Annotated in this window: 9 protein-coding genes; 5 read left to right on the top strand and 4 right to left on the bottom strand. The window is 68.0% G+C overall.

Annotated elements, in window-relative coordinates; translation table 11 throughout:
• Positions 1-556 precede the first annotated feature (556 nt).
• The 5 genes from VML93_RS32810 (at position 557) to VML93_RS32830 (ending at position 13,825) form a co-directional block, all read left to right on the top strand.
• Positions 557-946 carry a hypothetical protein gene (locus VML93_RS32810; protein WP_325617120.1) on the top strand — a complete coding sequence of 130 codons (390 nt, stop codon included), beginning with the start codon at positions 557-559 and terminating at the stop codon, positions 944-946.
• Between the two features lie 1,015 nt (positions 947-1,961).
• Positions 1,962-2,546 (top strand): hypothetical protein, encoded by a 585-nt coding sequence (locus VML93_RS32815; protein WP_325617122.1) that lies wholly within the window; start codon positions 1,962-1,964, stop codon positions 2,544-2,546.
• Positions 2,547-3,551: 1,005 nt separating this feature from the next.
• Positions 3,552-11,246 carry an RHS repeat-associated core domain-containing protein gene (locus VML93_RS32820; RefSeq protein ID WP_325617124.1) on the top strand — a complete coding sequence of 2,565 codons (7,695 nt, stop codon included), beginning with the start codon at positions 3,552-3,554 and terminating at the stop codon, positions 11,244-11,246.
• A 69-nt stretch (positions 11,247-11,315) separates the two neighbouring features.
• The gene (locus tag VML93_RS32825; RefSeq protein WP_325617126.1) at positions 11,316-13,352 is read left to right on the top strand and encodes a right-handed parallel beta-helix repeat-containing protein; all 2,037 of its coding nucleotides are present in this window, start codon (positions 11,316-11,318) and stop codon (positions 13,350-13,352) included.
• Positions 13,353-13,441: 89 nt separating this feature from the next.
• On the top strand, positions 13,442-13,825 hold the full coding sequence (locus tag VML93_RS32830; RefSeq protein WP_325617128.1) for a choice-of-anchor Q domain-containing protein: 384 nt from the start codon (positions 13,442-13,444) through the stop codon (positions 13,823-13,825).
• A gap of 420 nt (positions 13,826-14,245) precedes the next feature.
• On the opposite strand, the gene VML93_RS32835 is transcribed toward VML93_RS32830, so the two are convergent.
• The 4 genes from VML93_RS32835 to VML93_RS32850 all read right to left on the bottom strand — a co-directional run.
• The gene (locus VML93_RS32835) at positions 14,246-15,142 is read right to left on the bottom strand and encodes an alpha/beta hydrolase (RefSeq protein WP_325617130.1); all 897 of its coding nucleotides are present in this window, start codon (positions 15,140-15,142) and stop codon (positions 14,246-14,248) included.
• Positions 15,143-15,225: 83 nt separating this feature from the next.
• Positions 15,226-15,591, bottom strand: a complete 366-nt coding sequence (locus VML93_RS32840) for a hypothetical protein (RefSeq protein ID WP_325617131.1) — start codon at positions 15,589-15,591, stop codon at positions 15,226-15,228.
• Positions 15,592-15,609: 18 nt separating this feature from the next.
• Positions 15,610-15,948, bottom strand: a complete 339-nt coding sequence (locus VML93_RS32845) for a hypothetical protein (RefSeq protein ID WP_325617133.1) — start codon at positions 15,946-15,948, stop codon at positions 15,610-15,612.
• Between the two features lie 281 nt (positions 15,949-16,229).
• A partial coding sequence (locus VML93_RS32850) for an amidase (protein ID WP_325617135.1) occupies positions 16,230-17,405 on the bottom strand: 1,176 nt, incomplete at its 5' end.

A 17,405-nucleotide genomic window follows, 5' to 3' on the forward strand; every position in this document is an offset into this window, starting at 1 on the left:
AGCACCCCACCTCCCGGGCGGCTGGTGCGCTCGCGGCCGGCATCCGGGCACTCCCCAAGGGCCGCCGGCTCCGCTACGAGCGCGCGGGCTCAGAACGACCATTCGGTACGGGCGCAAACGATCAGACCGCTGAACCATGAAATGACGCATAACGGCAGGGAGGATCAAGCGCGGTTCACTGATCAGTTCCTGTGGCGGTGCGTGATCAGCTTGCCGGTGTCGCTGTGGATCGCTTTCGCGTAAGAGCACCGATGTCTGCCGACCAGCGGTCAGCCGACGCGATTGGTCATTTGGAGGCGGGTTCTCTGTACGAATAGTAGTTGGATGACTCCGGAATATCATCACCGTCGGCTCGGTCCGCTGACTCCCCCATCCTGCCGCGATCTGCATCCCCGTACTACGCCTTCAGCGGCAGTAGAGTTGCCGCCCGTGAGCGAAAGGGATAACGACGCTGCGCGCAGGGTGAACTGGAAGTGGGTCGCGGCGTGGACGGCGTTCGGGATCGGGTTGCTATGCCTGGCCGCCGTGATGGAGGGCGTGGACAAGTGGGCGGGGGGTGTCCATCGATATCTTGGTCCACATCGGCGCCACGCTCCTGCTGGCCCCGCTGCTGCCGTTCCTGGAGAGGAGCCTCACCCGCAGCGTGGTCGAGCAGAACAGGCGGATGGTCCAGGAAGAGACCGCCGGGCTCCGGACACGGGTCAACTCACTTGCTACCCGGATCGACCAGCTTCAGCGTCGTGTAGATGAGGAGGAGACCGAGACGGCCCAAGGCGAGGACCGCATCATCGCGGCGCTGGAAGACCAGGTGTCATTCATGAACGTGGCGGGCGCGATGACTGTCGCCAATGCGGTTGGCGCCCTTCCTGAGGATGAAGTCACCATCGGCGCGAGCCTGAACCCTATGATCGACATCACGTTCAGCTGGCAGTTCCACATTTGGTGACGGGCGATTCTCAGAGCCCAGCGGGAACTTCCTCGGCGTTAGGGCACTGGTCGCGCCCGATCCGGGCGATGGCACGCCCGTTGTCGAGACGATCTGGTGGGCGAAGGAGAGCGCGGAATCGGTCATCAGGCGAATCAACGAAAAGCTCCGGGAACGGGACCGCTGGAACGGGCAGGGCACGATTAACTGGGAGCAGGTCTTCCGGGACCTGCACCGGGCAATCGTTCTGTCCGTCGCGTACAAGCGCCGCGACACCACCGCTAGCTGGCAGCTGCACGGTGGCCTATATGAGCTGCATGGGGAGGACTGGGCAATCACGGAAGCCGGGATCGAGTACCGCCCGAGCGGACAGGTGGTGCTGAGCGAGACCGACTTTCCCTCGGCGACCGACCCCTTGCGGTCGAGCCGCCTGTCAGATCCTTTCGTCTGGGCGCCCGACCCGCCAGATGGAGCGCCTACTGAGGAGTGGCGGCACATGTTGTGGCGTGGCCTGTTCACTTCCCGCTCGACCATGGTCCAGTTGCAGGCCAGCCGACTCGGTATCCGTGGAAGAAAATGCCCGCAGTTCCATAGCCATGACGATGCCCTTGCCGAAGCGGAACCGGCGCAACAGTGCACCAGTCGGCCGACCTGGCTGGCTGCGGGTGGTCCGCCAACCGAGTAGCTGTTGGTGGCACGATTTCTGAACGCGACGGCGTGATCAACAGCAACGCTGTTCGTGCACCATCGTCCTCCACGTTCAGCATTCCGGTCGGGGTGGACCGCATCCAAATGGACGCCGCACCGAAGCGGCACGGACGACCAGTTGCCCTCACAGACCGTAACCGAGTCGTGAAATCGTGCGGGAGATCGTCTGCCGATTATTTCTGCTGACGCCAAGGTCGTTGCAGCTTAGCCTCTGCGCGCAGACCCTCCAGTTCTGCGCGGTCTCCTCGCTGACCGAGTTGCATCGCGGCATGGGTGAATGCCCGGTTGCTAGCCTGTACGGTGACGATCATGAAGGCCGAAGAGGCTCTTGAGGTCCTGCGCGGGCTGGTCGCCGGGGGCCATCCGGGCCCCGGAGGACGAACCTCCGCGGGGAGCCGGGCCGGCCGAACTGGACAACCTGCAGGCCATGCTGGGCTGCGGTATCCCGTCGGTCCTGCGAGCATGGCTGTCGGTCTGCCGGGGAGCGGCGATCGGGCCGGGCGGTGTCTTCGGGCCGCGGCCTGATGCGCCATCGCTGGACATGGCATGGCGGCGTGACCTGTTCACGGGGGGCGGAAGCGGGCTGCCCTGGGCTGGCATCCCCGCCTTCTCGGCCGTGAGCACGGACCACGGCCGCAGGGCGCGCCGCACGATCAAGGCCGCGCTGGCCTCGGCCTGGATCGAGTTCGCCGGTGCCGCCCAGGTCGCGCAGCTGCGCCGCACGGTCACGACGAAAGGGAAGAAGACCGTCGAGGTTGTCTACCTCATCACCAGCGACTCCGATGCCGGCCCGGCCGCTCTGGCCGCCTGGATCCGCGGGCACTGGGAGATCGAGAACAAGCTCCACTGGTCCGCGGTGTCACCTATCAGGAGGATAAGTCCCTGGTCAGAACAGGAAACGCGCCGCGGGTGATGGCATCGCTGCGCAGCCTGGCCATCAGCCTCCTGCACCTGGACGACAAAGCCAATATCGCCGCCGCCAACCGCCACCACGCCCGCGACCCCAGCGCGCGCTAAGGCTGCTTCAGACCTCATGAACGACTTTGCCGCGTCCCTGGTGCTCCGGCCGACACGCCGGGCAGCCGGGAAATTGTGCCAGATCCAAAATTCAGCCGCCGTTGACACGCATGGAGGAAGATCTCCATACCATCTACACGCGTTCTGCTTCGTTCCTATATACGCGAGTTGTGGTGTTGTTAGACAAGGGCCGGGGTCGCAGGACAAAGCGCCGCGGCCAGCCACCAGGCCCTGAAGGCAACCATGATCACGCAGGGGGATGTTCGTGTGAGCCGCTGGCTTCCGTGCTCGCCATGGTGTGAGTGCGTCGACACAGACTGCCGCCCGTCGCCTGTGACCTTAACGCCGTCCGCATCAAAACTGTCGACGGACGCTGTCCCCAGGCTCAATGGCGGCGGGTGCGTGAGCCCAGTAAAGGTCGAGTCGCCAGGGCCGTGGGAGACATTCTTCCCGGATCCACCGGCAACCTGGCCGCTGGTGACCGGATCCGCCTTTGTAAAGGGTGGCGTGCAGGCGATATATCAGTCGGGGTCTACGCGATGCGGGCGTTGAGGGACGGTTCACTGCGCCGGCTGAGCTCGCAAGCCCGGTCCGGCCGCGGGCCGGAGTGCCCAACCGCCGCAAATCCCGTCGGCAGAACGCGGGAGCCGTAGAGATGAACACAGCTAGTGCCGGTGGCGTTGCTGACCTTGGCGGCGTGATTATTTGCGCCGCTTTGATGGCTGTGGCCGGCTCGCTGTTTTCGCGGAGATGGCGCCGATGGCGGCTCGCGGATCTTACGAAGCAGCCGAGCCCGGGTGTTACACCTGATGCCTTTCCCGGTGGTGTGGAAGGCGGGCTTGCTCGCGCCAATCGGGCTGTCTGGTTCACCAGAATTCGCCAGGCCGCCCGTCCGACGGGCGTGAATGCTGCCCCGCTGGGGGCCAGCGCTGGTTTGGACAGGGGACGGCAAGCGGGCAGCGTACGCCGGCTCACGCTGTGGGCGCTGGCGGCCGCCGCCTTCGCCGCTGCGTGGGTGGGGTTCAGCGCCCAAACCGCGCTTGCGGGAGACAGTAGTGACGGCACGTTCTCCACCAGCGTGTCGGTCACGGTGCCGACGTTTCACGGGATCGAGCCATCAATCGCGCTGAATTATGACTCGGCGAGGCCGGACGGGCTGGTGGGTGTGGGCTGGCGTTTGGACGCCGCCTCCTACGTTGCCCGGACCGGCCCGCACGGTGGGGCACCGCGCTTTGATGGCACAGACATCTTCACCCTCGACGGGGAGAGGCTCGTCGGGTGCGCACCCAGCTGCGCCACCGGCGGCACACACGAGACCCGCCGGAGCGACTTCACCCGGATCTCCTTTGACGGGAAGCGCTGGGCGCGCTGGCGGCCCGATGGCGTGCGGCTGGTCTATGACCCGCTGCCGCTGGCCGACGCCAAGGGCACGTACCGGTGGGCCCTTTCGACGGTCACCGACACGCACGGCAACACCGTCGCGTACGGCCATGACTGCGACGGCACCGAGTGCTATCTGAAGTCAATTGCCTACGCCGACGGCCCCGAGCGCTGCACGTTCCGGCCGCGCTTCGGGCAAGTCTGCTGGCCCGGCCCGGCGGGCGCGCGCATCCGTTTCTACTATGAGGACCGTCCCGACCCGGTCAGTTACGGCACCGGCGGAGCGCTGGCGGTCATCTCCAAGCGCCTGAAGACGATCGAGGTGCGGATGGGCGGCGACCTGGTGCGCGCCTACGCCCTCGCCTATCAGATCAGCAAGAGCACTGGAAACTCGCTGCTGCGCTCGGCCCAGACGTTCCCGAGCGACGCCAGCCTCGACATGGAAGGGAACGTCAGCGCCGGCGCGACCAAGCCGCAGCCGCCGACCGTGTTCAGCACCGCGTCGATGAGCGGCGGGGCCGGCGAGTGGTCGGCCAAGACGCTGCCGACCGGCGGGCTGACGTCGCTCGCTGCCCCCGAGAAGGCGTCCTACGACAGCGTCTTCAAGGACATCAAGATCCCGAATCGCGCGGGAGAGGCCTATGACCCGAGGACCCAAGAGGTCGTCCGGCTTCCGCACGGATCGGTGCAGGGCGACTTCGACGGCGACATGCGCACCGACGTAGCGTTCTGGGGCCAGACGTCGTGCGGCGGCAAGCTGCACATCACCACCGTGCTGGCGGCCCGCCCGGAGAGCCCGGTAGAGACCGGTCCCGAGCCGGGCCCGAACTCGCAGTCCTGCCGCGTCCCTAGCCTACCGTGGCCAGCCCTCGCCGCCGACGTCAACGGCGACGGCCGCGACGACGCCGTGCTGATGGGGCAGGTAATGCTGGCTGCCGGCGATGGAACATTTGCCGTCGGCGCGATGAAGGCGGGGGTCTTCGGGGAGGGTTCGAAGTGCACAGTCGCGGATGTGGACGGCGACGGCCGCTCGGACAGCGTGTGCATTGCCAAGGGTGCCGGGAGCGCCGCTGAGATCCGTACGGTCCGCCCGCTGCCCAGCGGCGAGTTCGCCGTGAAGAGCCAGCCGCTATCTACTCAGGGCGCCAGTCTCGATGCGGTGCAGCTGGCCGTCGGTGACGTGAACGCTGACGGCAAGGACGACGCGATGGTCGCCGAGCAGGTCCGGTGCGGCGACCGTTGCTGGACTTGGAAGCTCGAGACCGGCTTCGCCGACGGGTCGGGCGGCTTCGGCTCCTGGGCGGATCAGGAGCCCGGCTGGACGACGGGGTTTACCCCGCTTGGCACGAGCTATGAATGGGCGCTGGACGGCGGGGATTTCGATGGTGACGGCCGGGCCGACGTCGTGCTCACCCGCAAGGAGTTCCGCTGGGCGGCCGAGTGGGGCAACGACGTCGCGTATGTGGCGACCTCGCCTAAGACCGCCGGTGCGGCGCCGTCCGGGCCGTTCGTGCCAAAGCCCGCCGTGCAGCTTGGGGCGAGTGGCACGGTCGCGGGCGACAGCAACGGTGATGGGAAGGATGACCTGCTGACCAGCGGCGGCGAAGCCCTCGCAGTCGGCGACGGGCTTTTCTCCTGGGTGCCGGGACGGGTGACGGGCTGCGGTGCGCCCGCCGATACTAACGGCGACGGCCGCGCGGACCGGCTATGCGTGGCCGACTTCGACGTCGACGAGTTCACCGCGCATGACACCGTCGCGCCGAACCGGCCCGCGGACCTGCACCGCTGGATGCCGGCGGATGTGACGGGCACCGGCCGGCAGGCTCTGGTCTACGTCCAGTTCCGCAATCCCGGCTACGAGGTCTATACGCTGACCAGGCAGCCGTCGGGGAAGTTCAGCCGCTCCGCGCAGACGATCTTGTCGCAGGACTTCTCGCCGCTGGACAGCCCGGACGACGAGCCGCCGTTGACTAACGCGAACGCCGGGGCGTGGATGCCGCTGGACGTCGGCAGCCCCAAGGCGGCCGGCGGGGGCCCGGACGGCAAGACCGACCTGGTCATGGTCGACCGTGACGGCGGAAAGCTGCGCGTCTACACGCTACTGTCGACCGGCAGCGGATGGGAGGCGAAAGCCGACGCGCCGTGGCCCGGCAACTATGGCCCGGCCGATGTGCAGAACTGGCGCCCGGCGAATCTCAACGGCGACGGCCGGGCCGATCTGGTCCACCTCGTGACGGCTGGGCCGGGGGTGCGGGTCGAATACCTGCTGTCCAAGGGCGACGGCAGCTGGACGAGCGGCACAACGTCTGCCTACTTCGCTAAGGCGACGCCCGCCCAGGGCGCGCGGCCTGACATTCCGGCGTTGGGGGCCGCCAACGTGCAGGACTTCCGCTCGATCGACACCGACGGCGACAGCTTCACCGATTTCGTCTTCGCCGAGCGCCTGGAAGACATCACAGCCGAATGCCGCGGCGACAATGCCCGCGATCACGACTGCGGCACGGTCATCCGCAGCCTCGCCGGCAATGGCGACGGAAGCTTCAGCGAGCGCACTGACAGCGACCCGGCGAAGTTCACCGCCGCCCAGGTACACGCGTTGGAGACATCTGACTTCAACGGCGACGGCCTGGGCGATCTCAGCCTGCTCCGGCTTGGACCGGGCTGCCTGTGGGTGGAGGCGTTTGTCTCGACCGGCGCCGGCTGGACGCTGGATGAGGCGCCGCCGGCAGCCGGGTGCCGCCCGCAGGTCGGCGTCGAGGACACCAACAACACCCGGCTCGGCGACGTCGACTACGACAACCGCACCGACGTACTCCACCTGTCTCGCTACCTCGACCAGGGCACCGGCAAGACCGCCGTCCACCTGCTGTCGAACCGCGCCGGGCAGCGCTGGCCGGTGAGCGACCCGCCGGCGCTCGCGCTGGAGCATCCCGACACGTGGGCCTATGCAAGCATGGATACCGACAGCGACGGCCGCTCCGAGCTGGTTCACGTCGACGGCGTCCGGCTGGACACGCTGCGCTTCGATACCAGCTCCGACCTGCTCAGTGAGATCGATAACGGCCGCGGCGCCACCACGCGCGTCTCCTACCGGCCGCTGGCTGGCGCGCGCAGCTACCTGCCCTCAGGGTCGCTGCCGACCGTGGTCGATACGGTGACGACCAGCGACACCGCGCACGACCCGCCCGTCGAGGAGACGACGAGCTGGACCTACCAAGGCGCCCGCTGGTCAGAGACGGAAAACGAGCTGCTCGGCTTCGAGTCCGTGCGCTCGACGCAGGGCGGCTCGGTCGCCGAGACAGGCTACGAGCTGAGCGGCGCCTGCGGCGCCCGGCCCGCTTCTGTCTCCGTCGAGGACACCAAGGGCAACGTGCTGACCTTGAGCGACTCCGAATTCTCTCCCCCCGGCTCCGCGCCGCCGTTCAGATGCCTGACCCACAAAGTCGTCGCGCGCGACTGCGAGCAGCACGATCGTCAGATGCCGCCCGCCGAAGGGGACGAGGACAAGCCCAAGAAGGACTGCCGGGAGAGCGACACCGTCCCGGCCACGACGACGAGCTTCGATTACGACGCCTACGGCAACCTCACCAGCAAGACCGAGACCGGCGCGCGCGCCGGCCGCCGCACGACCACCGGCTTCCAACCGAACACCGACGCCTACATCGTCGACCGCCCTGCGCGCCAGCAGACAGATGAGTACGACCCCGACGCCCCGGCAGGCGAGGAGTGGCGGCGCACGGCGGCGACCGAGTACGTCTATGACGGCAACAGCGCCTGGGACAGCCCGCCCGGCGCCAAGGGCGAGCTGCGCCGCGCGCGCGCCTGGGATGACCGCGCCGACCAATACGTCGAAGCCAGCTTCGGCTACGACGCGCACGGCAACCTGACCACGACGACCGGCCCTACCGGGGTCGTCGAGCAGACCGACTACGACACCGAGCGCGCGCTGTTCCCGGTCAAGATCTGCAATCCCGCCGTCGGCTGCCGCACGCAGACCTGGAAGCTCAAATTCGGGGCACTTGATACCGCCACCGACCTCAACGGGCAGACCACCGGCTACGACTACGACGCCTACGGCCGCCCGACCAAGGTCACCAACCCCGACGGCGGTAGCAGCTCGACCTCGTACCTCGACGAAGGCAGCTTCCACGGCGCCGACTCACAGCGGCAGCGGATCCGCACCCAGACCACCGACGGCAGCCGGGGCGACGGTGTGCTCTGGCAGGAACAGCTCCTCGACGGGCTCGGGCGCGCCTACAAGACGATCCGCGAGGGCGACGGCTCCGGCCCGATCGTCTCAGAGACCCGGTTCGCCGACGCCTCTGATCGCCCCGCCGTCACCGTCGACCCGCACGTCGGCTGCTGCGGCGCGTGGACCGAATACAGGTACGACGAGGCCCACCGGCCGGCCAGGACGATCCTGCCCGACGGGGCCACTAGCGAGACCGAGTACCGGCCCGGCGCCACGCTCGCCCGTGACCCGGCCGGCCGGGAGACGACCGCCGTGCGCGACGAGTTCGGCCGCACGATCCGCATCGAGCAGCTCGACCGCCACCCCTGCCCCGGCTGCGCGCCGAGAACCTCGACGACCAGGTACCGCTACGATGCGCTCGACCGGCGCACCCGCATCACAGACCCCAAGGGCAACCTCACCACGACCGTCTGGGACTCCCTGGGCCGCAAGGTCTCAGAGCACGACCCCGACCGCGGCGAGCGCAGCTGGACCTGGCGCGACGACGGTAGCCCCGACACCGCCACCGACGCCAAGGGTCAGGTCACCCGCTGGTTCTACGACGACGCCGGCCGCCCGGTCCGCAAGACCGAAGCCCGCGCCGCGGGCCCGATCCTGCCCGAGCGCACGATTGAGTGGATCTGGGACCGCGACCCCTCAGACGGCGGCAACACGCATGGATACAGCCTCGGACGCCTCATCCGCGTCGAATACAGCTCGCCCGGCGTCTCCGGCAGGACGGACAGCTGGTATGACCGGATGGGCCGGCCCGAGCGGACCCGCCAGTGTGTCGACGACAGCTGCGCCGAGCTCGGCTTCGGCTACGACAAGGCCGGCCGGCTCGCCACGCTCAGCTACCCCGACGCCCAGCGCGGGCTCAGCAACAAGTCCGAGCAGGTAACCCAAAGCTATGACGGCGCCGGACGGCTCGCCTCGGTCACCGGCCACGACCCCGCCAGCCTCAAGCCCGACACCGCCTACGCCACTCAGCTGTCCTACGACCCGCTCGGACAGCTCAAACAGCTCACGCACAGCAACGGCGTCATCGACAGCCTCTCCTACGACGACAACGACACAGCCCGGCACTGGCTCGACTCAATCACGGTGACACGCCCCGCCTCCCCCACCGGCGATCTCCTCTACAGCGCCAGCTACCAGCACAACCCCGACGGCAAGCTCCGCAGCCAGACCGAGACCCCCGGCCAGCTCAGCCAGGAGTACCAGTACGACGACCTCGGCCGGCTGACCACGGTCACGGCCAGCGACCCTGACCGCAGCCGCGACTACGGCTACGACGAGCTCGGGCGGATGACCTCCAGCTCGACTGCCGGCGGCTACAGTTACGGCGACAGCGCCCACCTGCACGCCCCTACCAGCACCGGCAAGGGCCACACCCGCAGCTACGACCCAAACGGCAGCCTCGAGACGCTCCACGACCCCGGCGGCCGCGACCTGACGATCGACTGGACCGTCAGCGGCATGCCAGAGCGCATCGTCAGCCGCCCCAACGGCACAGCCACCACGATCGGCTACGACGCCGGCGACCAGCGCGTCGTCAAGCACGACCAGCAAGGCACGACCTACTACCTCGGCCGCTACCTGCAGCAAGACCCTGGTGGCCGGCTCGTCAAGTACTACTGGGCCGGCGACCGGCTGATCGCCGTTCGCGACGGCAACGGCAAGCTCACCGACTACCACCAGGACCGGCTCGGCTCGACCAGGCTGCTCACCAACGCCAAGGGGGTCGTTGTTGAGCGCCATGACTACGACCCCTACGGCAAACCGCTCAACCCCCCGGCCGGCGACGGACGCCTCTGGCAGAGCCAGCGGCACGACCACGACAGCGGCCTCACCGACTTGACCGCCCGCTACTACGACCCCGAACTCGGCCAGTTCACCGCCGCCGACAGCATCATCCCCGACCCCTACCGCCCGCAATCGCTCGACCGCTACGCCTACACCGAGAACGACCCGATCAACTACACCGACCCCTCCGGGCACATCCGACGGGACATCGACCTAAAGAAAGAGCAAGAACACCAGGGGTTTGCCTACCAATGGATGTACTTCAAGTCGCTCGCCGCCCAATGTGCCTGGTTTGGGCAGTGCCCCGAGACGGCCGCCCCCGACCGGCGCATCTACAAGGAAACCCCAGGGCGAGCCAGCACCCCTAATGCCGAGAGCGGCTGCCCGAGTTGCAAGCTCGGCGGCAAGACGCTCACGCTGGATCCGGACATCATGGAAATGATCACCAACCCCGGCGGGACTCCTGCGACAGCGGAAAAGGCTCAGGCACCCGCAGACGCAGGCAGCGCCGAGGCGACTGAGGCAGTCGGAGCCAAGGACGCCGGTAGCGGCGACCCGTCCGAGATCGTGATAGCGCAGTGGATGGTGGCCGCCGAGACCTCGACGGGGAGCTCTGCAACCTTGGCCGAATCCAGGTCCTTTGTTCGGCGCGCACTCGATCTCACGCTCGATCTCGTGTATCCCGAACGGCATCTACTGCGAGGTCCGTACGTCGAGGCAGCCGGCTCCGGGTGCATCTTCATATGCTTCGCGGCGGGCTCGTTCGATATCGGCATCGTAGCTACCCCGGTTGGGCCTGACGATTGGTTCGTCGGCGAGGTAAGGGGGTTCATCAGCCTCGGCGGCGCCTTCACCGGCTTCACGCTTGGACCAGGCAAAGGGCTAGCGGAACCGATCGGCCCGATCGGCCATATAGTGCCTGGGATCGGGGTCTACCCGTCATTCGGTCTCTCGTCCAGCTTGGGTTTCAGCGTCATGGGTCTCTGGTCGGATGAGGTCCGTACCATCGCGGATTTCTCTGAGTGGGCACGTAACCTCAGTGGAGGGCTCGGTCCATTCACTCTGGGAAGATCGACGAATACCTCTGGCCAGCACATCTACAATTATGGCCTCGGATCGTCGAGGGGCAATCCCGTCGGCGTCAGCGTCTATAACACCTATACCTGGACATTCCCGTAAGCGGGCAAGTGCGATTCCAGCCAATAGTCACGTCACTGCCATCCCAACCCGATAAAGCGAGACGAACTCATGAACGCACGGCTCCCACTGGCCGCGTGGCTGCTGATCGCGATCACGGCCGTGGTCGCCGTGGCACTGTTGCTCATGCCGTCCGACGCGGCCGCCCAGGCGACCTTCCAGGTCAACAGCTTCGGCGATGCGACCGACGTGAGCCCCGGCGACGGGACGTGTGCGACGGCGGCTGGGCAGTGCACTCTGCGTGCGGCGGTCATCGAGGCGAACATGCTGCCGGGCGACGACACGATCGCGTTCGGCATCGTGGGCACGTTTACGCTCGGCCTACACGGCTCGGGCGATGACATGTCACTCACCGGCGACCTGGACATCACGGACAATCTGACGATCACCGGCAATGGGACTACCAAGACCGTCGTCGACGGGGACGGAACCGACCGCGTGTTCCACATCGATCCGCTCGGGAGCGGCCCTAGGGTACGGATGAGCGGCCTGACCGCCCAGGACGGAAACACCCCGGGCGAGGGCGGCGGAATCCTTAACGCGGGAAAGGCCGATCTGGAGCTGAGCAAGGTCGCAGTCACGGGAAACTCGGCCAGCAGGGGCGGCGGGATCGCTAATGCGAGCAACTACGCCAAGGCGACACTCGGCGACGTGGTCGTCAACTCCAACCAGGCGACCCAGCACGTCGGGGGCCTATCGAACCATGGCACCGCATATCTGACCGGCGTGACGATCGACGGGAACACGACGGCGGGCGACACCGGTGGGATGTCCGCAGGCGGCCTGTCGTTTCTCACCAATGTCACGATCAGCAACAACACGGCAAACGGCGCCACCGGCAACGGCTGGACCGGTGCGCTGGCCATCGGCGGTTCGGCGACGATCCGCAACAGCACGATCAGCGGCAACACAGGCGACCCAGGCGGGATCTGGAACGGCGGAAAGTCGCGGCTGACAAACGTCACCATCGAGGGCAACACCGGGGCGATCTTCAACTGCAACAACTGCGGCGGCTCGATCACGCTGACCAACACGATCGTCTCCAACAGCGGGTTCTGGCCGACGATCAACTGCTACGGGACCGTCACGTCAGCAGGCCACAACCTGGACAGCGGCAACGGCTGCGGGTTCTCCGCGCCCGGCGACATCGTCAACACCAGCGCCGCCCTTGATCCGCTCGCTAAGAACGGCGGCCGCACACGGACCCACGCACTGGTGCCCGCCAGCCCGGCAATCGATGCGGGCGACCCGGGTAACTGCCCCGCCGTCGACCAGCGCGGCGTTCAGCGCCCGCAGGGCGCGGGCTGCGACATCGGCGCCTACGAACGCCAGGCAGACAGCTTCGTCGTCAACAGCCCCGTGGACGCGGTCGACGCCAACCCCGGGGACGGCATCTGCGGGACCGCCGTGCCGGCCCAGTGCACGCTGCGCGCCGCGGTCATCGAGGCCAATGCCCATCCCGGCCCGGACATCATCACCTTCGGCTACGACGGGAACTTCCGCCTGACCCGGCCGGGCGCCTTCGAGGACGCCGCCAGCACCGGCGATCTCGACGTCACCGGTGACCTTGTGATCGAGGGCCGCGGCACGGCGCAGACGATCGTCGGCGGCCTCGGGAAGCGCTTTCAGGACCGCATCCTCCATGTGGACCCCTCCGGCACCTCCGACATCACCGTCCGGGTGTCGGACCTGACCATCGAGAACGGCCATGCCTTCGGCTTGGGCGGGGGAGTCGCAAACGGAGAATCCGCGTCGCTGACCCTGACGCGCGTGCTCGTGCGCTCCAACAGCGCGAGCGGAGCCGTCGCCAACCTGGGCGGCGGCATCCACAACGCAGGCGAGTTGGAGCTCCGCGACGTCGACGTCGTCTCGAACTCGGCGAACGGCAACACCGCCAGCGTCGGCGGCGGGATCGCGAACAACGGCACGCTTACCATGACCGACACGAACGTCGGCCAGAACCGGGCTCAGGCCGAGGGCGGCGGCCTCGACAACGGCCAGCGGGCGAGGGCTGTCATCACGCGCAGCGCCTTCCGCGGCAACATCGCCGCGGGAAACGCGGCGCGATCTGGAACCGCGGGATCGTGAAGCTGACGAACGCGACGCTTAGCGGAAACGACGCCGGACCGCGCGGCGGGGGCCTCCACAATCTGTTGGGCTCCGCGACGCTCACGAACGTGACAATCACCGCGAACTCGTCCGGCCTGGCGGGCGGCGGGATCTCGAATAGTGGCGGCACCACACGTCTCGAGAACACGCTGGTCGCGAATGCGAGCCTACCGGCCGGCCAGGACTGCTTCGGCGCGATCACCTCCGCCGGAGGCAACCTTGACAGTGGCACGAGCTGCGGGTTCTCGACACTCACCGGTATCTCCAACACAAACCCGCTGCTCGGCCTGCTCACCGACAACGGCGGTCGCACCCCGACGCACGCGCTTTTTGCCGGCAGTCCCGCCATCGACGCGGCCCAGCAAAGCGCCTGCCCAGCGACCGACCAGCGCCTCGTCCCACGCCCGCAGGGCAGCGGATGCGACATCGGCGCCTACGAACTACTGCGATGACCGTGGCCTGCGCTGTCCACGTTGCGGAACCGCAGGAGGGCGATTCTCCAATGCTCGGCTGCAGATCTGCTCTATGTCGGCGGGGCGGTCGCGGTGACCGCTGTCATACCTATCGTGACCAGGCGTTACAGTTCTGGGTTGCTGAATTTCGCCGCGCCTTCGCCAGAAGATAGCCAACATGACATAAATTCCGGTTCTGTGTCCCTTCAGAGGACCGTGCCGAGAGACTGTTCCGGTACAGAACGGCGGCGATGTGCGCGCGAGGATGACCGGCGTTGGTTACCGAATGTCACCTGGTTGGCCCGGCCGCGGCTGGCGTTCAGGGACTTAAGCAGGCGCGCTGGACTGCCGGACGCAAAGCCTTGACGGCCAGGTTGCCTGGACATCGGTGACGGACTTTACCGGATGGACTGCGAAGGGTCACCCGCGGGCAAGTAGCTCATCGAGTATCTCGCCCTGACGGTGATAGCCGGCGAGATGGCCTTCGTCTTCGCTGAACGTGATCAGCCGCGCGTTGGGCAGCTGGCCGACCAGGCGTCGTGCGGCCGACAGCGGAGCGTTTGCGTCCTTGGGCGCGTGCCACCAGGTCACCGACGTCTGGACCGCGGCCAGGTCAACGTCATCCCAGGGCGAGGCGATTGCGAAGGCCTCATCGGCCCAGCCGTCCACGCCCTGCCGCAGCGCTTCTTTGCTGGCGATGATCAACTCGGCCTGCCACTGCGGGTCGGCCATCACCGCCCGGTCGGCGGCCGGAGCCCGATCCATCACGGCCTGGAGTACCGCGACCGGGTCGTCGAGCATGGCGGCCCGGATGGGCTCCATCAGTCGGCGTAGCCCCTCCGCGTCACCCTTCTGCACCAGCCCGTGCGCGTCGGCGTTGAGCCCGATCATCTGCCCGGCCTCATCGCTGGTGCACGGGGCGGCGCCAACAAGCACCGTCATAGCGCGAACGCGGTCGGGGTGCTGGGCGGCGAAGGCCAACTGGTGCGGTGCGGAACCGCTGCCGCCCATGACGTGGACGGCCCTGAGCCCGAGGTGATCCAAGACCGCCGCGAGATCGTCAGCCGGCGCACCGAAGCCCCGCCCCGGCAGCCGGGTCGAGGCGCCGAAGCCGGGACGCTCGGTCGTAATGACCCGCAGATGCCGCTGCGTCCACGGCCCCCGGTCAGCCCGCAGCGAGTACCGGCATCCCGGCGTTCCGGGAACCCGCAACAAGGGCAGCCCCGCCTCATCGCCGAACTCCGACCAGGCCACGATTCGCCCGTCTGGACGCTCAAGGCTCAGATCACGGACGCCCTCCAGGACCGCTTCGGTCACAATCGAGAATCCTTACAAAACTCTGCACCTAAGACAAGCCAAGACGCGACGCCGCCCAGCGGATTTCTGTCCCGCGATTCCATTCAGGGGAGCCCAGAACTGGCCCGCAGAACACCGTCCCCAGCGGCCGCGGCTACTACGTCTTCGACGACGACAGCACCACCGTCCGGGACTTCCTCGCCGGGCTCCTCTAGGCGCACGGCCTGACCCTGCCCGAGGCCACCATCCCCGGACCGGCCGCGGCCGGCCTGGCCCGGGCCCTCGACATCGCATGGCGCATCACCCGCCGCCCCGGCGACCCGCCCCTTACCAGGATGATCGTCGATCTCAACCGGGGTCCCTTCTTCATCTCCGATGCCCGCGGCCGCCAGGAACTCCGGTACCAGCCCGTGATCACCCGCCAGCAAGGCATCCAGCGGCTGCGCGACGCCCTGCGCGCCACCGTGCAACCGGCTACCCAGGACGTCTTATCTGCGGGCGGTTCCCGCAGCACACCGTCGCTCCGCGGCGGGCAGCGTCCGGCGCAGCCCGTCCCGGCCCGCCGTGGTGCGGCCGCTGAACCCCCGCCGCGCCCGCTGGACCCAGTCCTGTTCGCTGACCGCGCCGGGTTCGGCGGGCAGGTAGTGGCTGAGGATGAGCTCCCCGGCCCCGACCCGTTCGGCCACCGGCCCGACCTCGCTGACATCGGTGTGCAGCCCGGCCATCCGGTCCAGCGCGGCGTCGGCCCAGCCGGGCGAAGTCGAGCCCGGCGTCGGCGAAGCCGGACGGCGTGCCGCGGCCGCAGTCGACCACAAAGACCCGGCCATCCACGACCAGCGCGGAGGAAATCCCGGCCCGGCCAGGCACCGGCAACGGCGCACCAGCCGTGCCCAGCAGCACCAATTCGGTTGCCATCTGACCATACTGCCCCGCCGCCCATGCAGCCACGATGCGGCCCCGCCGTGGCTGGTCCCTGACCCCACCGAGTGCTCACGCCCGGCTTGCCGATTCGAGTCGGTCCGAGCTACCCAGCCCGCATTTGGAGCCGGATGCAGGGTGCTGCTCGCGGTTCCGCAGCACCCTCCCGCCACACGATGACAGGTCGCGCTCAGCGGGTGGGACCATCTTGTTCCAGGCTTGCAGCAAGGGCCAGCAGCGCACTGTCTGTGCCACGGGCGCCCAGGATCGAGAGCCCGAGCGGGCAGCCATCGAGTGTTCCAAGGGGGAGCGTAAGCTGTGGCAGGCCGCCGAGCCCGGCCATGCACAACAGTGCGATCGCCCGTGCCCGAAAGGCGACCTCGACATCATCAGAAGGAGAGTGCCGAAGAGGCGCGGCGCCCGGTGCCGTCGGCAGGCAGAGCGCAGTGCCCGGTGGCACGCGCTCGCCGAGACGCTCCACCACGGAGGCGCGAAAGGCGCGCTGCCGCTCGGCGTCGTCCTCCAGCACCGTTGCGGCGTGAGCGATGCGCTCCCGGATCCCGGGGCCAAGCTCGGGTCGCGCCCGCTCGACCCAGTCGCCGAGACTGCGCCAGATCTCGAACGCCTGGATCGTGGTGAAGCACTCCGCCCACCGCTCCAGGCCCTCGTCGCTGACCGTGATCTCGCTGCTCTGGCCAACCGCGTCACACAGCCTCGCAACGGAGGCGGCAAGCGAGCGCTCTACAGATGAGCCGGCCAGCTGGAAGGCGTCGCGGGCCACGATGATCGTGGTGACGCTGCCGGGCAGCCCGGCGTCGGCGGCGCTGGCGAGCAGGATGTTACCGGCACGTGCGAGGACGCCGGCTTCGCGAGCCATCCATCCCACCGTGTCGAAACTCGGCGCGAAGGGACACACGCCGTCGAGGGGTATGCGCCCGTGCGTTGGGCGCATGCCGTAGATCCCGCAGTACGACGCGGGAATACGCGTCGACCCGGCACAATCGCTGCCAAGGCCGACGTCGCACAGGCCACCGGCGACAGCAGAACCCGCTCCACTCGACGACCCGCCGGGCAGACGATCGGGACAGCGCGGGTTCATGGGGGTGCCATAGTGCACGTTCTGGCCCGTTAGCGAATAGGTCAGCTCGTCGCAGATCGTCCGGCCGACCAGCCGCGCGCCGGCGCCTAGCAGTGAGGCGACGGCCGGGGCTGTGCTTGCCGCGGGCGGATGCGACTCAAGCCAGGCCGGCTGACCGAATCCGGTGCGCGACCCGGTGACGTCGAAGATGTCCTTGACGCTGAACGTCAGGCCATTCAGCGGCCCTTCCTGCACCGGCTCTGCCTCGACGTGGTTGACCCGGCAGAA

The organism is Mycobacterium sp., from assembly GCF_035499775.1.
In the GTDB taxonomy this organism is placed as follows: Bacteria; Actinomycetota; Actinomycetes; order Mycobacteriales; family Mycobacteriaceae; genus Mycobacterium.

Bases quoted from the DNA above. Each gene is read 5' to 3' on its own strand.
- VML93_RS32825 (WP_325617126.1), top strand. From the start codon at position 11,316: ATGAACGCACGGCTCCCACTGGCCGCGTGGCTGCTGATCGCGATCACG.
- VML93_RS32845 (WP_325617133.1), bottom strand. From the start codon at position 15,948: ATGGCCGGGTCTTTGTGGTCGACTGCGGCCGCGGCACGCCGTCCGGCT.